Annotated in this window: 15 protein-coding genes and 2 pseudogenes; 16 read left to right on the forward strand and 1 reads right to left on the reverse strand. The window is 73.2% G+C overall.

Annotated features, from left to right (window positions below):
- The 12 genes and pseudogenes from FrCorBMG51_RS31790 to nusB form a co-directional block, all read left to right on the forward strand.
- Window positions 1-855: AAA family ATPase (locus tag FrCorBMG51_RS31790; protein ID WP_047224536.1), on the forward strand; the 855-nt coding region annotated here is incomplete at its 5' end.
- 289 nt (window positions 856-1,144) lie between these two features.
- A pseudogene (locus FrCorBMG51_RS19665) lies at window positions 1,145-1,642 on the forward strand (DUF948 domain-containing protein); the annotation flags it as partial.
- A gap of 375 nt (window positions 1,643-2,017) precedes the next feature.
- Window positions 2,018-2,512 (forward strand): Holliday junction resolvase RuvX, encoded by a 495-nt coding sequence (ruvX, locus tag FrCorBMG51_RS19675; protein WP_047224513.1) that lies wholly within the window; start codon window positions 2,018-2,020, stop codon window positions 2,510-2,512.
- Window positions 2,509-3,702, forward strand: a complete 1,194-nt coding sequence (gene mltG, locus FrCorBMG51_RS19680) for an endolytic transglycosylase MltG (protein ID WP_047224514.1) — start codon at window positions 2,509-2,511, stop codon at window positions 3,700-3,702. The genes ruvX and mltG overlap by 4 nt, the downstream gene beginning before the upstream one ends.
- A gap of 68 nt (window positions 3,703-3,770) precedes the next feature.
- Entirely contained in the window at window positions 3,771-4,976 is a 1,206-nt protein-coding gene (locus FrCorBMG51_RS19685) for a hypothetical protein (RefSeq protein WP_476742211.1), read from the forward strand.
- Window positions 4,977-5,002: 26 nt separating this feature from the next.
- A complete protein-coding gene (locus FrCorBMG51_RS19690) occupies window positions 5,003-5,665 on the forward strand; it encodes a prepilin peptidase (RefSeq protein ID WP_047224532.1) in 663 nt (220 codons plus the stop codon).
- An 82-nt stretch (window positions 5,666-5,747) separates the two neighbouring features.
- A pseudogene (gene aroC / locus FrCorBMG51_RS19695) lies at window positions 5,748-6,991 on the forward strand (chorismate synthase).
- Window positions 6,992-7,016: 25 nt separating this feature from the next.
- A complete protein-coding gene (locus FrCorBMG51_RS19700) occupies window positions 7,017-7,721 on the forward strand; it encodes a shikimate kinase (RefSeq protein ID WP_076843773.1) in 705 nt (234 codons plus the stop codon).
- A gap of 35 nt (window positions 7,722-7,756) precedes the next feature.
- Entirely contained in the window at window positions 7,757-8,887 is a 1,131-nt protein-coding gene (gene aroB / locus FrCorBMG51_RS19705) for a 3-dehydroquinate synthase (protein WP_047224533.1), read from the forward strand.
- Between the two features lie 132 nt (window positions 8,888-9,019).
- Window positions 9,020-9,502 carry a type II 3-dehydroquinate dehydratase gene (locus FrCorBMG51_RS19710; RefSeq protein ID WP_047224515.1) on the forward strand — a complete coding sequence of 161 codons (483 nt, stop codon included), beginning with the start codon at window positions 9,020-9,022 and terminating at the stop codon, window positions 9,500-9,502.
- A 248-nt stretch (window positions 9,503-9,750) separates the two neighbouring features.
- A complete protein-coding gene (efp, locus tag FrCorBMG51_RS19715) occupies window positions 9,751-10,314 on the forward strand; it encodes an elongation factor P (protein WP_013874519.1) in 564 nt (187 codons plus the stop codon).
- Complete coding sequence (nusB, locus tag FrCorBMG51_RS19720) at window positions 10,311-10,727, forward strand: transcription antitermination factor NusB (RefSeq protein ID WP_013874518.1); 417 nt, start codon at window positions 10,311-10,313, stop codon at window positions 10,725-10,727. Before efp ends, nusB begins: the two co-directional genes overlap by 4 nt.
- A gap of 511 nt (window positions 10,728-11,238) precedes the next feature.
- On the opposite strand, the gene bldD is transcribed toward nusB, so the two are convergent.
- Window positions 11,239-11,739: a transcriptional regulator BldD gene (gene bldD, locus FrCorBMG51_RS19730; protein ID WP_013874517.1), complete on the reverse strand. Its 501-nt coding sequence runs from the start codon at window positions 11,737-11,739 to the stop codon at window positions 11,239-11,241.
- A 310-nt stretch (window positions 11,740-12,049) separates the two neighbouring features.
- Here bldD and pyrR point away from each other — a divergent pair, with 310 nt between their 5' ends.
- The 4 genes from pyrR to FrCorBMG51_RS25625 all read left to right on the forward strand — a co-directional run.
- Window positions 12,050-12,676 carry a bifunctional pyr operon transcriptional regulator/uracil phosphoribosyltransferase PyrR gene (gene pyrR / locus FrCorBMG51_RS19735; RefSeq protein ID WP_047224518.1) on the forward strand — a complete coding sequence of 209 codons (627 nt, stop codon included), beginning with the start codon at window positions 12,050-12,052 and terminating at the stop codon, window positions 12,674-12,676.
- A 132-nt stretch (window positions 12,677-12,808) separates the two neighbouring features.
- Window positions 12,809-13,732, forward strand: a complete 924-nt coding sequence (locus FrCorBMG51_RS19740) for an aspartate carbamoyltransferase catalytic subunit (RefSeq protein ID WP_047224519.1) — start codon at window positions 12,809-12,811, stop codon at window positions 13,730-13,732.
- Between the two features lie 144 nt (window positions 13,733-13,876).
- Window positions 13,877-15,160, forward strand: a complete 1,284-nt coding sequence (locus FrCorBMG51_RS19745; RefSeq protein WP_420848650.1) for a dihydroorotase — start codon at window positions 13,877-13,879, stop codon at window positions 15,158-15,160.
- A 225-nt stretch (window positions 15,161-15,385) separates the two neighbouring features.
- On the forward strand, window positions 15,386-15,912 hold a 527-nt coding region (locus tag FrCorBMG51_RS25625), incomplete at its 3' end, for a PH-like domain-containing protein (protein WP_476742209.1).

The following is a 15,912-nucleotide window of genomic DNA, read 5'->3' on the forward strand; positions in this document are numbered from 1 at the left end:
GGCGGCGACGGGTCGGGGGCGGGCCGCCCGCCCGTCCGGATCGACCTCGCCACCCTCGAACGGGCGGTGAACCGGGCTGCGGTGCGCTACGACCGCGCCGGTGACCAGCACTACGACGTGTCGAGCGCGCTGATCAAGTCCGTGCGCGGCAGTGACGTCGACGCCGCCCTGCACTATCTGGCCCGGATGCTGGAGGCGGGGGAGGATCCCCGGTTCGTCGCCCGCAGGATGATCATACTGGCCAGTGAGGACGTGGGCCTGGCCGAGCCCGGGGCGCTCGGGGTGGCCGTGGCCGCCGCCCAGGCCCTGGAGATGGTGGGCCTGCCCGAGGCCCGGCTCGCGCTCGCGCAGGCTGTGATCCATCTCGCGCTGGCGCCGAAGTCCAACGCGGTCATCCGGGCCGTCGACGCGGCCGTCGCCGACGTCCGCGCCGGGCGTGCCGGGCCGGTCCCGCCCCACCTGCGGGACGCGCACTACCCGGGCGCGGGCCGGCTGGGCCACGGCGACGGCTACCGGTACCCCCACGACCATCCGGGCGGGGTCGTGAGCCAGCAGTACGCCCCCGACCCGCTGGTGGGAGCGAGCTACTACCAGCCGAGCGGGCACGGGTTCGAGCAGCGGGCCGGGCAGCGGCTGGCGTTCCTGCGCGAGGCCCTCCGCGGCTCCGCCACCGCCAGCCCCGCGCCTGGCGGCGCCACCACTGCCACCACTGCCACGACCGGCAGCGCAGCCGCCGCGCCCGCCGCCGGGACCGAGGCCGGTGCTGTGGTCGGGGCTGTGGCCGGGGCCGCAGCCGGGGCAGATGTGGACGAGCCATCAGAGGCGAGTGACCACGAAGCCGGTCGCGCTCGGTAGGGTCACTCCAGGAACGTCGAGTTCGACGCTCCGTCGACCGTTGTCCGGGGGCTGTGGGTGCTCTCCCGCGGTGTTCCAGGGCCCGGGCCCGGCGGCGGCGTGGGGGAAAGATGACCCGCGTCGCCACCGGCCCGTCGGGGAGGGCCGTCGTCGCGGTGCCGGTGCGGCCGGTGTAGGGGGCCTGGTCGCGGAAATCCTGGACGTTCGGTCGCGCAGTTTGTCACGAATGTACGGCTTGTCACAAAGGTGTGGCCGGGTCACGGCCCCTGACAGCGGAGGCAGGGCACACATGTCCGGTGGTGCGATCGCGGGACTGATCGCGGCGGGGGCGTTCTCCGTGCTCGTCCTGTTCGGCTGCTACGTGTTGTTCAAGCTCGGGAAGATCTTCGACGAGGCGGCCGCCCGGGTCCGTCAGACCGGGCTGGCCATCGACGAGGGCACCGCGCGCGTGCGGCAGGCGGGCGCGACGGTGGACGAGGTGAACCAGGCGCTCAGCCACGTGAACAAGGAACTCGACCGGGTCGACGCCATCACGGCGAACGTACAGACGATCTCGACGAACATCTCCTCGCTCACGTCGCTGTTCGCGGCGACGGTCGGCGGCCCGGTCGTACGGGTCGCGGCGTTCTCGTACGGGGTCCGGCGGGCGGCGGCGAAGCGGGCCCGCGCCGACATCGAGTCACAGATCACGACGGAGATCAAGGCGGAGCGGGCGGCGCAGCGAGCCTCCCGGCGGGCCGCCCGGCGGGCCGGCTCCGCNGGCCGGCTCCGCCGCGCCGGCGGCCACGGTTCGCGGGGCCGACGTCGACAGCCGGAGCGCATGATGCCGCGGGTGTTCTACATCGCGCTCGGCGCGGCGGTGGGAGTGGTGACCGTGCGGCGTGCCGCCCGCGCCGTCTCCACCCTCACTCCGCAGCACCTTGCCGGGTCCCTCGTAGAGTCGGTGCAGGATTTCCTGGCCGACGTCCGGGAAGGGATGGCCGAGCGGGAGGATGAGCTTCGCCAGGCGCTGGGGCTGGATGACACCGGGCCGGACGACACCGGTGACGCGCGCGGTGCCGGCGGCCCGCCCGGCGCCGACGCCCCGGGTATCCCCGGTGCCCGTTCCGCGTGAGCGCGTCCCGGTATCGGCCCAGGCATCGGCCCGCCCCGGCGGTCCGCGATGAACCGCCGGACGGGGGTGCACGTCGGTATCGATGTGGGCACAGTCAGAATAGGGGTCGCGGCCAGCGATCCTGACGCGAGGATCGCGTTCCCGGTGACGACGCTGCGACGGGACACCCGGCTGAACAGCGATCTCGACGAGATTGCGATGATTGTGCGCGATCGTCATGCGGTGGAGGTCGTCGTGGGTCTCCCGACACGGTTGTCTGGTCTCCCGGGGCCGGCGGCCCGTAAGGCCCGGGAATACGCCGACCTGCTGGCGGCCCGCGTCGCCCCTGTCCCGGTGCGGCTCGTCGACGAGCGGCTGACCACGGTCGTGGCCCACCGCCGGATGGCCGAGCGTGGCCTGCGCGCACGGGACCGTCGCGCAGTCGTAGACCAGGAGGCAGCGGTGCAGATCCTGCAGTCCGCCCTGGACATCCCGCATGACGCGGGGGCGTCCGATGCCGTGGCCACCCGGCGTGAGCCGGATCGCCACGCGGACGACACGTGATCGGGGACGACCTCGACGAGCTGCTCGATGACACATCAGGCAGCCGGGCGTCGTACCGCGGGCGACCCACCGGTGGTGGCCGTGGTAGCCACGGTGGTCATGGCGGTCGCGGCGGCCGTGGCCGGGCTCGGCGGCGGGGCCGTACCGCGCCCAAGCTTATCGCGATCCTGGTGGTGGTGGCCGGGATCCTCTGCGGTGGGATCTACGGCGCGGGCAAGGTGATCGGGCGCGTCACGGCCGGTGAGTCGGCGATCGACTATTCCGGGCCCGGTGACGGCTCGGTCATCATCCAGATCCAGGCCGGCTCGACCGCCCGGGACATCGCCCGGGTGCTCGCCTCCGCCGAGGTCGTGCGGACACCGGCCGCCTTCGTCAACGCGGCCGCGGCCGACGAACGGTCGCGTTCCATCCAGCCCGGCTTCTACAGGCTCAAGCAGCACCTGCGGGCGGCCGACGCGCTGGCCACGCTGCTCGACGTGAAGTCCCACACCCTGTTCCGGCTCACCATCACCGAGGGCATGACCGTCAAACAGGTGCTCACGACGCTGGCGGAACGCACCGGCCAGCCGCTCTCCACGCTCGAGGAGATCGTGAAGAACCCGGGCGAGCTCCAGCTGCCGTCGTACGCGACCGGTGTCGAGGGCTATCTGTACCCCTTCACCTACGATCTGCGACCAGGCGCCTCCGCGACCGCCACGCTCAAGAGCTTCGTCGACAGGTTCAGGACGGAGACGGCCGCTCTCGATATCGAGGCGGGCGCGGCCGCGCTGGGGCGCACCCCTCAGGACATCATCACGATCGCCTCCATCATCGAGCGTGAGGTGAAGAACCCGGACGAGGGGCCGAAGGTCGCCCGGGTCATCTACAACCGGCTCACCGACACCTCCGGCCGGTTCCGCCGCCTCGACCTGGACTCGACCACCCGGTACGCCCTCAGCGAGTACGAGGGCCCGCTGACCCAGAGCCAGCTCGCCAGCAACAACCCCTACAACACGCGCAGGGTGGCGGGCCTGCCACCGGGGGCCATCTCCAACCCGGGGAAGTGGGCGCTGGAGTCCGCCCTGCACCCGGTCGACGGGCCGTGGATGTACTTCGTGTCCCTGCCGAGGTCGAACGTGACGATCTTCGCGACGACGGACCGGGAGTGGCAGGAGGCACTCGCCCGCTACCGCTCCGAGGGCGGGTCATGACCGCCAGAGGCCACCGGCCGCGAGCGGCCGTCGCGGGAATGCCGATAGCGCACTCGCTGTCACCGGTGATGCACCATGCGGCATATCGCGCGCTGGGAATCGACTGGGACTACACTGCGGTCGCCTGCGACGACAGCGCGATCGGCGACCTGATCGCGCGGGTGCGCACCGAACCGGGCTGGGTCGGCCTGTCGCTGACCATGCCGCTCAAACGGGCCGTCCTGGCCTTCCTCGACCGGATCGACGACACCGCCGCGGCCGTCGGCGCCGTCAACACCGTCGTCGTCGAACGCGATGGCTCTCACGGCAGTGGCTACCGCGGCAGTGGCCACCGCGACGCCGGACGCGATGCCGGAGGTGCCGTCCAGCGGGACGCCGGCCGGGATGCCGGGGAGGACCGCGCTGCCAGGCGGGCTGCCGGGCACGCCGCCGGGCAGGAACGTGCCGCGGACGCCGGGCCCGTGCGGCTGGCCGGCTTCAACACCGACGTCGCCGGAACGGCGCATGCCGTGACAACGGTCCTCGGCAACGGGCGGGCACCGCGCAGCCCGCTCGTCATCGGCGCCGGGGGCACTGCCCGGGCCGTGCTCGCCGCGCTTGCCGCGCTCGGCGCCGAGCGGGCCGACATCCTCGCCCGCCGCCCGCCGGCCGCAGCCCCCCTGGCCGAGATCGGCACCTCTCTCGGGCTGGCCGTCACCGTCCACCGCTGGGACACCACCGGCACCGGGCCCGCCGCGCCCACGCCCCAGGCGAAACCGTCGGACCTGTCGGATCCGACGGACCTTGTGGACCTGGCGGACCCGGTGGACCCGGTGGAGCTCCTTGCCGCCGCCGACGTCGTGCTCGCGACCACGCCGGCCGGCGTCACCGACGAGCTCGCGCGCAGGCCGTGGCCCGCCTCGACCGCCCTGGTCGAACTGCTCTACCACCNCCCGGCTCGCCGCCGCCGCGCGGGCGGCCGGGGCGCCGGTCGCCGGTGGGCTGGTCGTGCTGGCCGCCCAGGCGGTCGGGCAGGTCCGGCTGTTCACCGGCGCCGAGGTGGACGTGGACCTGCTCCTGACCGCGGGCGAAGCCGCCCTGGCGGCACGGTGAACGTCCCGCCGCCCGGATCCGCGGGCGTCACCCCCGCCGGGCCCACCCATCCGCCATATCCGCCGTGCCCGCCGGACTCGTCACGCCCGCCGCGCCCGCCCTGCCCGACACATCCGCCGTACTCGACACGTTCGTCGTACCCGCCGGGTCCGCCCCGTCCGCCCCGTCCGCTGTGCCCGTGACACCGGCCGTGCCGGGCGGGTCGGCCATGTCGACCGGGTCGGTCGTGCTGGTTGTCGCGATCGTCCTCGCCGTCCTGTGCGTCGTCCCGGGGCTGACCCGCATGGTGGGCCTCTTCGGGCCGGTGGCGGGGGAACAGCCGCGCCGGCCGGCGCCGACCCCGGACACCCTGGGCCTGCTCACGGCCACCGTCGTCGTCGCGTTCGCGGCCAAGCTGACCGATCATGTCGCCTGGCTGCCGGCGTACGCCTACCTCGGGGTGGTCGGCGTGCTCCTGGCCGCCGTCGACGCCCGGGTCCACCGGCTGCCCGACGTGATCACCCTGCCGTCCTACCCGGTCCTGGCCGGGCTGTTCGGCATCGCCGCGGTCCTGGACGGCGGCCCGGGGCGCTGGGTGCGCGCCGTCCTCGTGGCAGTGGCCGTGCTCGCCCTGTTCACGGCCTTCTGGGCGCTGCCCGGCGCCGGTCTGGGCTTCGGCGACGTGAAGCTGTCCGGTCTGCTCGGTGGCGCGCTCGGCTGGCTCGGCGTCCCGGTGGCCCTCACCGGGCTGCTGGCCGGGATCGCCCTTGCCGGGGTGTGGGCGCTGGTCCTGATGGTGACGCGGCGGGCAGGCCGGCGGACATCGATCGCCTACGGGCCGTTCCTACTGACGGGGGCGTTCGTCGGCGTCCTCGGCTGGAACGCGGGATAGCCTCCCGGACCATTCCCGTCTCGCGGGCATCCCGGTCGAAGGAGCTGGTTCCGGCGCGCCGGTGGCGTGGAAGACTGGCCTCATGCTGCGTTGGTTGACTGCCGGGGAGTCGCACGGGCCGGCTCTGGTGGCGACCGTGGAGGGGCTGCCGGCCGGTATCCGGGTGTCCAGCTCCCTGATCGCCGACGAACTCGCCCGACGTCGGCTCGGGCACGGGCGGGGCGCCCGGATGAGCTTCGAGCGGGACGAGGTCGAGCTGCTCGGCGGGGTCCGCCACGGCCTGACCCTGGGCGGCCCGGTGAGCGTCGTCGTCCGCAACACCGAGTGGCCGAAGTGGCGGGAGGTCATGGCGCCGGATCCGGTCGACGCCGAGGGGCTTGCCAGGTTGGCCCGCAACGCCCCCCTGACCCGCCCCCGGCCCGGCCATGCGGATCTTGCCGGTATGCAGAAGTACGGGTTCGACGACGCCCGCCCGGTGCTGGAACGGGCCAGCGCCCGGGAGACTGCGGCCCGTGTCGCGCTGGGCACGATCGCCAAGGCCCTGCTGCGGCAGGCGTACGGCATCGAGGTCGTCTCGCACGTGGTGTCGATCGGCGCTGTCGAGGTGCCGCCCGGCTCACCGTTGCCCCAGCCGGCCGCGATGGACGTGGTGGACGCCGACCCGGTCCGCTGCGCCGACCCGGCGACGAGCGTGCGGATGGTCGCCGAGATCGACGCCGCCCACCGGGACGCCGACACCCTGGGCGGGATCGTCGAGGTGCTCGCCTATGGCTGCCCGCCGGGGCTGGGCAGCTACGTGCACGGCGACCGCCGCCTCGACGCGCGGATCGCCGGGGAGCTGATGGGCATCCAGGCGATCAAAGGTGTGGAGTTCGGCGACGGCTTCACCACGGCCCGNCGGCCCGTCGCCGCGGGTCGCAGGCCCACGACGAGATCGAGTCGGTGCCCGCCGGGGACGCCCCGGAAGCGGCGGCGCACCCTGGGGGCATCTACCGGGTGCGGCGCGCCACCGACCGCGCCGGCGGTGTCGAAGGGGGGATGACCACCGGGGAGCCGCTGCGGGTCCGGGCCGCCATGAAGCCGATCTCGACGCTGTCCCGGCCCCTGTCGACGATCGACGTCGCCACCGGGGAGCGGGCGGTCGCGATCGCGCAGCGCTCGGACGTGTGCGCGGTACCCGCCGCCGGGGTGGTCGGCGAGGCCATGGTGGCGCTGGTGATCGCCGACGCGGCCCTGGAGAAGTTCGGCGGCGACTCGGTGGAGGAGTCCCGCCGCAACTGTGAGACGTACCTGAAGTCCCTGATCGTCAGATCGGAGCCGATATGATCGCCGCTGTCCTGGTGGCGGCCCGGTGACCGGCTCTCCGGACGCCGCCGGCGCCGCTGCCACTGGCGCCGCTGACAGCGGCGCCGCCGACGGTGTCGCCCTTGGCAGCGTTGCCGCTGAGGGTGCCGCCGCCGGCAGCGCTGCCGCGGCGGCCCGCGTGCGGCGGCCGGTCGTGGTGCTCGTGGGCCCGCCCGGGTCGGGGAAGACCACGGTCGGACGGCTGCTGGCGCGGCGGCTGGACGTGGCCTTCCGGGACACCGACGTCGACGTCGAGGCCCGGGCCGGGCGGTCCGTCGCCGACATCTTCGTCGAGCTGGGGGAGGAGCACTTCCGCGCCCTGGAACGGGAGGCCGTCGCCCACGCCCTGGCCGAGCACGACGGGGTGCTCGCCCTCGGCGGCGGGGCCGTGCTGGACGAGGCCACCCGGCGGTCGCTGCGCGGGCACACCGTCGTCCACCTCGACGTCGGGGTCCACGACGCGGTGGCCAGGGTCGGCCTGGCCCGGGACCGGCCACTGCTGGTCGAGGGGCCGCGCACCAGGATCGCCGCGATGCTGCGAGCCCGCGCGCCGTTGTACGCCGAAGTCGCCTCCGCGGTGGTGGGCACCGTGGGGCACACACCTGAGGAGGTGGTCGGGTTGGTCGAGAAGCTGCTGGTGGACCACCGGCATCACGATCATGTTGTCGCGTCGCCGGCGGGCCGGCTGCCCGGGCCGTTGGTCAGGCCGTGACGGCATCGTCCACGGCCCCGGTCCCCGCCGCCCCGCTGGGGTCCCCGGGGGAGCCGGCCGCCGGCGACGCGGTGACCCGCATCGAGGTCGCGCCCACCGGCGAACGTCCCTACCAGGTCGTGGTCGGCGCGGGCCTGCTCGGTGAGCTCGCCGAGCAGGTCGCCGGCCGTACCCGGGCCGCGGTCATCCACCCCCGCGCGCTGCGGGCGACCGCGGAGGCCGTGGTCACGGATCTGCGGGAGACCGCGAAGGTCGAGGCCCACGCGGTCGAGGTCCCCGACGGCGAGGAGGCCAAGCAGGCGCGCGTCGCCGGTTTCTGCTGGGACGTCCTCGGCCAGGTCGGCCTCACCCGCGACGATGTCGTGATCGGTCTCGGCGGCGGGGCGACGACCGACCTCGCCGGCTTCGTGGCGGCCACCTGGCTGCGCGGCGTCGACCTCGTGCAGGTCCCGACCACGGTCCTGGGGATGGTGGACGCGGCGATCGGCGGCAAGACCGGGATCGACATCGACGCCGGCAAGAACCTCGTCGGGGCCTTCCACCACCCGCTCGCCGTGTTCGCCGACCTGGCGACGCTGGCGAGCCTGCCCGCCAACGAGCGGATCTCGGGCCTGGCCGAGGTCGTGAAGGCCGGTTTCATCGCCGATCCGGCCATCCTCGACCTGCTCGAGGACGACCCGAGCGGGCTGCGCCACCAGCGTGAGCTGATCGAACGGTCGATCCGGGTGAAGGCCGCGGTGGTGTCGGCCGACCCGCGGGAGGCCGGCCGGCGGGAGATCCTCAACTACGGGCACACCCTCGGGCACGCCATCGAGAAGGTCGAGGGGTTCAGCTGGCGGCACGGCGCCGCGGTGTCGGTCGGGATGGTCTTCGCCGCCTCGCTGAGCCGGCTCGCGCTGGGGCTTGACGAGCCCACCGCCGACCGGCACCGGGCGCTGCTCGAACGGATCGGGCTGCCCACCGTCTATCGGGCGGACCACTGGCCGGCGCTGCTCGACGCGATGCGGCTGGACAAGAAGAGCCGCGGCCGGCGGCTGCGGTTCGTCGTCCTCGAGGGGCTCGGCCGGCCGCGCATCCTTGAGGACCCGGATCGGGCGCTGGTCGTGGCCGCGTTCTCGGAGGTGGCCCGGGAGCTGTCGGACCTCCCCGGCGGGGACGAGCGGTGACGGCACCGTGACGCCCGCGGGCCAGGCGCACGCGGGCGAAGGCCCGTCGGGCCCCGGCGCGCCGGGGCCTGCCCACGAGGACGCGGCCATGAAGGCTCAGCCGCTGAAGGCTCAGCCGTTGAAGGCCCGGACGTGAAAGTTCTGGTGCTCAGCGGGGCGAACCTCGGCCGGCTGGGGCTGCGGGAGCCGGCGGTGTACGGCAGCCGCAGCTACGCCGATCTGGTGACGGCCTGCCAGAAGCTGGCCGGGGAACTCGGCCTGGCGGCGGACTGCCGGCAGACCGACGACGAGGCCACGATGTTGCGCTGGCTGCACGAGGCCGCCGACCTCGGCGTCCCGGTCGTGCTGAACCCGGGTGCGTGGTCGCACTACTCCTACGCGCTGCGCGACGCGGCCGCGCAGGTGACGGGCCCGCTGATCGAGGTCCACCTGAGCCAGACCCATGCCAGGGAGGAGTTCCGGCACCACAGCGTGATCAGCGCGGTGGCGACCGGGACCATCACCGGTCTCGGTTTCGACTCCTACCTCCTCGCCCTGCGCACGATCGCGGCCCGCACCCACGGTGCCAGCGCACCAGCGGATCCACCCCACCCAGCCGACCAAGCCCCCGCCTGACACCCCGCCCTCTCCCGGACGCTGCGTAGTCATCCACAACCGTCGTAGCACTGCGATGCCGACCGGGCAGGCGGTGCGCGACTGGCCGCCATCCCCGGGCTGCGCCGAAGGCGCTGCCCGGGGAGGCCGTGCAGGGGGCGGGGTCCTCGGGCCGCGCCGAAGGCGCTGCCCGGGGCAGACTAGACTTTCGTGGGATCCCCGTCAGTCGAACGGACCAACCTGCTGGTCCGGCTGGAGAGTTGTGCGCAGTGGCAACCACAAATGATCTGAAGAACGGCATGACGCTCGACCTCGACGGCACCCTGTGGAACGTCGTCGGGTTTCAGCACGTCAAACCCGGGAAGGGCGGGGCCTTCGTCCGGACGACGTTGAAGAACGTGCTGACCGGCAAGGTTGTCGACCGTACCTTCAACGCCGGAGTGAAGGTCGAGGTGGCGACCGTCGACCGGCGTGAGATGAGTTTCCTCTACCGCGACGGCGCTGATTTCGTCTTCATGGACAGCGAGTCGTTCGACCAGATCCCGATCCCGCCGGCGGTTGTGGGCGATGCGGCGGACTACATCCTGGAGAACGCGACGGCGACGGTCGCGCTGCACGACGGGGAGCCGCTCTACGTGGAGCTGCCCGCCAGCGTCGAACTGGTCATCGCGGCGACCGAGCCCGGTGTCCAGGGCGACCGTTCCACCGGTGGCAACAAGCCGGCGACGCTGGAGACCGGTGCCACGATCCAGGTGCCGCTGTTCATCACCACCGGGGAGAAGGTCAAGGTGGACACCAGAGACGGCCGTTACCTGGGCCGGGTGACGAGCTGAGCGCCCGGTCGAAGGCCCGCAAGCGCGCTCTCGACATCCTTTACGAGGCGGACCTGCGCGGGAGCAGCTTCACCGAGACGCTCGCGCAGCGGCTCGCCCAGTCCGATCCGCCGGTGCCCGAATACACGGTCTCGCTCGTCGAGGGTGTCGTCGAGCGGCTTGCCGACATCGACGAGATGCTTTCCGACCATGCCGAGGAATGGACCCTCGAGCGTATGCCGCCGGTGGACCGCAACATTCTGCGGATCGGCGCGCTGGAACTGCTGTGGCGTGAGGACATCCCCGACGGGGTGGCCATCGACGAGGCGGTGGCGCTGGCCGGGCTGGTGTCGACCGAGCGGTCGCCGGTCTTTGTCAACGGGCTGCTGGCGCGCCTGCTCGACCTCAAACTGGGCCGGACCTCGCGCTCGTAGGAGCACCCGCGTGCTCGTAGGAGCAACTGCGCGCTCGCAGGAGCCTCGTAGGAGCACAGAGGAGCACAGAGGAGCACAACGGCTCGTAGAAGGCCCGTCATGGGAGACCCATGGGAACAGGGAGGCCCGCCGCAACAGTGGCCTCTTGCGGGAACAGCGTTGAGGTCCTGTTCGTTCGAGAGCTGGGTAGTCCCCGGCCCGGTCGGATGACATCCTGGGGATGTCCCGACCAGGCCGGGGACGAACCGGCTAAACCTGTTCACCTTCCGTCGGCGGCAGGAGGAAGCGAGCTGCCGCCGTCAGCCGCCCGGGCCTGTTGACGCCCGTGACGGTGGTGTGCGCGGAGACGACAGTGGCTCCGCCGGTGGCCGAGCGGACCTGCGAGCAGGTCTGGTGGCCTCGCCGCGAGTGGTCCTGTCGGTGGCCAGCCGGATCCACGCTCACGTTCCGCGGCGACGCGAAAAAGTTGTCCGCGCCGCCTACGGTCAGGCGGGGCCCGGGCGGCGGCCGGTCAGGCCGATTCGCTGATTCCGGCTTCCTGGCCCTGCTCCGGGCTCAGGACGCCCCATGAGACGAGCTGCTCGGTGAGCTTGCTCGGCGAGGTGTCGTAGATGACCGCCAGGGAACGCAGGTCCTCGTACCGGATGGACAGTACGCGGCCGTTGTAGTCCCCGCGCTGGCTCTGGATGGTCGCCGCATAGCGGGCGAGTGGGCCGCCGTGTTCCTTCGGAACCTGGGAAAGCCGTTCCAGGTCGAGGACGATGCGCGGAGACTGCTCGAGCGGAGCCACGGTGGAACCCTCGGGGAGGAGCTCTCCCACGGGGACACCGTAGAACTCGGCCAGTTCGGACAGGCGCTGCACCGTAACAGCGCGATCTCCGCGTTCGTAGGAGCCCACGACGACAGCCTTCCAGCGCCCGTGCGACTTCTCCTCGACGCCATGAAGCGAGAGCCCCTGCTGGGTGCGTATTGCTCGCAGCCGAGCACCGAGCGCCTTCGCATAGTCGGACATCGGAGTGCCCACTCCCGTCGTGGTCGATCAGGTGGAACCGGGGCTCTTGCCGCCGGTGGTTACCGATAGTAGTCCTGGGTCGGTTGTCGCTCACCACCAGGGGGGTCGTGTCGACACTTTCTTTGTACCACTTTCTGTAGCCCATCGATTGCACTAGGCGTTACGGGTAAGGAATTTCTGTGTCACGGACCGTTCGTGTGCGGGCGGTTCCTGTTAGGTAACGTGCAGTGACAATGCGTGCTGCCTGATACCGTCATCCGGACCGCTCCTTTAAGGACCGTCCCGTGAGGCGGGGAAGGAGGGCCCGGGTATGACCACGCCCGCCCCAGGTAGGCCCACCCCGGACAGGCCCACCCCAGGTACGTCCGGATCAGGCACCCCCGGCGGCCCCGGCACGGCCCGCACGGTGCTCTCCGGCGCGGACATCGGCCGGGTGCTCACCCGGATGGCCCACCAGATCCTGGAGAAGACCGCCGGTGGGAACGGTGTCGTGCTCCTCGGTATACCCACCCGCGGCGTCCCACTGGCCCGCCGGCTCGCCGACCGGGTCCGGGCGGTCGAAGGCGTCGAGCTCGGCGTGGGCTCGCTCGACCCGACCATGCACCGTGACGACCTCCAGTTGCGTGCCGTCCGGCCGCTGGCGGTGACCGACCTGCCGGACGGCGGGATCGACGGCCGCACGGTGATCCTGGTGGACGACGTCCTGTTCTCCGGCCGGACGGTGCGGGCGGCGCTCGACGCGTTGGCGCAGTTCGGCCGGCCCCGGGTGGTGCAGCTCGCGGTGCTGGTGGACCGCGGGCACCGGGAGCTGCCGATCCGGGCCGACTACGTCGGCAAGAACATGCCGACGTCCAGGCAGGAGGCCGTCGCGGTCCGCCTCACCGAGACCGACGACCGGGACGCCGTGATGATCCTGTCGGAAGGAGCGGGCCGATGAGTCCGGGGGGCGCGCCGGAGCGCCCGGCGTGCCGGCACGGCCAGGCCGTTCCGCCGCCGCCCGCCGCGACCGTGAGCGGGCCGGCCGCGAACGGGGGCCGGCCGTGAGCCGGCCCGAAGCGGCAGGGCCGGCATGATGCGCCACCTGCTGTCCACCCGGGATCTCAGCCTGGACGACGCCCTGCTGGTGCTGGACACCGCCGAGTACATGGCCACCGTCGCCGACCGGTCGGTGAAGAAGTTGCCGACCCTGCGCGGCCGTACCGTGGTCAACCTCTTCTTCGAGGACTCGACCCGGACCAGGACGTCCTTCGAGCTCGCCGCCAAGCGGCTGTCCGCGGATGTGATCAATTTCTCGGTCCGGGGGTCGAGCGTCTCCAAGGGCGAAAGCCTCAAGGACACCGCCCAGACCCTGGAGGCGATGGGGGCCGACGCCGTGGTCTGCCGGCATCCGGCCAGCGGCGCGCCGCACCGGCTGGCCGCCTGGGTGCGCGGCAGCGTGCTCAACGCCGGGGACGGCATCCACGAGCATCCGACCCAGGCGCTGCTGGACGCGTTCACCATCCGCCGCCGGCTCGGCCGGATCGAGGGCCTGTCCGTCACCATCGTCGGTGACGTCCTGCACTCCCGGGTGGCCCGCTCCAACGTGTGGCTGCTGTCCACGCTGGGCGCGGCCGTGACGGTGGTCGCCCCGCCCACCCTCGTCCCGGTCGGGGTGGAGCAGTGGCCGGTGACGGTCTCCTATGATCTGGACGCGGTCCTGCCCGGCAGCGACGTGGTGATGATGTTGCGGGTGCAGCGGGAGCGGATGACCGCGGCGTTCTTCCCCACCGAGCGGGAGTACGCCCGCCGGTACGGTCTGGATGCCGACCGACTCGCGGCGATGCCGCTGTCCGCGCTGGTCATGCACCCGGGGCCGATGGTGCGCGGCATGGAGATCGCCTCGGATGTGGCCGACTCGACCCGCTCGACCGTGGTCGAGCAGGTCGCCAACGGCGTAAGCGTGCGGATGGCGGTTCTGTATCTGCTTCTCGGCGGTACCAGGGAGGTGCCATGACGCGACACGGCGACACCGCCGGCGGCACCACCGGTGGACCCGCGCACGAGGCCGGGCGCTGGCACCTGCGCGGGGTGCGGCCGCTCGGCGGCGATCCGGNGGCCGCTCGGCGGCGATCCGGTGGACCTGCTGCTCGACGGCGGGATCATCGCCGAGGCCGGCCGCGACCTGTCCGTCGTGGGCGCGACCGTCCTGGACGCCGACGGCCTGGTCGCCCTGCCCGGGCTGGTGGACCTGCACACCCACCTGCGCGAACCGGGCCGGGAGGACGCCGAGACCGTCGCCTCGGGCACCCGGGCGGCGGCGCTGGGCGGTTTCACCACCGTGTTCGCGATGGCCAACACCGAGCCCGTCGCGGACACCGCCGGGGTCGTCGAGCAGGTCTGGCGGCTCGGGCGGGACGCCGGGTACTGCGACGTGCGCCCGGTGGGCGCGGTGACCGAGGGGCTGCGCGGCGTCCGGCTCGCCGAGCTCGGCGCGATGGCGTCCTCGGCGGCGGCCGTGCGGGTGTTCTCCGACGACGGCAACTGCGTGTCCGACGCGGTGCTCATGCGCCGGGCGCTGGAGTACGTCAAGGCGTTCGACGGGGTGATCGCCCAGCATGCCCAGGAGCCCCGGCTGACCGAGGACGCGCAGATGAACGAGGGGGTGGTCTCGGCGCGGCTCGGCCTGCCCGGCTGGCCGGCCGCCGCCGAGGAGGCGATCATCGCGCGGGACGTGCTGCTCGCCGGCCACGTGGGCTCCCGGCTGCACGTCTGCCACGTCTCCACCGCCGGCTCGGTGGAGCTGCTGCGGTGGGCGAAGTCCAAGGGCTGGCGGGTCACCGCCGAGGTCACCCCGCACCACCTGCTGCTCACCGACGACCTGGCCACCTCCTTCGACCCGGTCTACAAGGTCAATCCGCCGCTGCGGACCGCCGCGGACGTGGAGGCGCTGCGCGCCGGGCTCGCCGACGGCACGATCGACTGCGTCGCCACCGACCACGCCCCGCACGCCCCGCAGGACAAGGAGACCGAGTGGATGGCCGCCCGCCCGGGCATGGTCGGCCTGGAGACCGCGCTGTCGATCGCCATCATGACCATGCTGGAGACGGGGCTGCTGGACTGGGCCGGCCTCGCCGACCGGATGGCGATCGCCCCGGGGCGGATCGGTGGCCTGCCCGGCGGCTCCGGTGCCCCGGCCGGTGGGCGGCCGTCCCGGGCGCCCGCCCACGACGTGCACCCGGCCGGTGCCGGTGCGCTGTCGCTGTCGGCGGGAGCCGTGGCGAACCTGATCCTCGTCGATCCGGTGGCCCGTTGGACGGTCGACGCCGGCGCGCTGGCCAGCCGCAGCCGCAACACTCCCTACGCCGGCCGCAAGCTGCCTGGACGGGTCCAGGCCACGTTCTTGCGGGGGCGTCCAACCGTGCTCGACGGGAAGATCGCATGACCGACCATCTCACCTTCGCCGCCGCGTTCGTGGCGCTGCCCGGCGGCCTTCCCCTGGCGGAACCCGACCGCGGCCCGGACCGGCTGGGCCTGCACCTGCTGTTCGCCTTCGGGTGCATCCTGCTGTTCATCGCCGCGGTGGACGCCATGCGCCGCAGCTGGCGCCACCGCGCCCGCCGCCAGGAGGAGGACCTGCCCGACCTGCCGGCGGTCCCCGAGACCATCGGTGAGGTGGTGGCCGCGCCGATCAAGGGCCTGTACCTGGGCACGGTGGACGCCGGCCACTGGCTCGNCCGGCCACTGGCTCGACCGGGTCACCGCCCGCGGGCTGGGGGGCCGGGCCGACGCGTACGTCTCCGTCTACGACCGTGGCATCCGGGTGGACCGGGCCGGTAACGAGCCGTTCTGGATCCCGCGGGAGGCCGTGCGCGGCGCCCGTCTCGAACGGGCACACGCCGGCAAGGTCGCCGGCGTCGGACGCATCATCGTAATCGCCTGGTCGCTGGGCGCGCACGAGCTGGAGACGGGCCTGCGCGGGGACGACCGGGCCCGCCAGCCCAAGGTGGTCCGCGCCGTGCACAGCCTGATCGGCCCGGGGCCGGCGCCCACCGACGGCGAGATCACCAGGCCTCATCCGGTCGGCCGGGCGGTCTCCCGGCTGCGCCCGCGGGCGCTGGGCGCCGCGGCCTCGGGGCAGGCGGCGGGGCAACGGCCCACGGGCGCCCAGCCCACGGGCGCGACCGGGCCGGCCGG

Source organism: Protofrankia coriariae, assembly GCF_001017755.1.
Classification (GTDB): Bacteria; Actinomycetota; Actinomycetes; order Frankiales; family Frankiaceae; genus Protofrankia; species Protofrankia coriariae.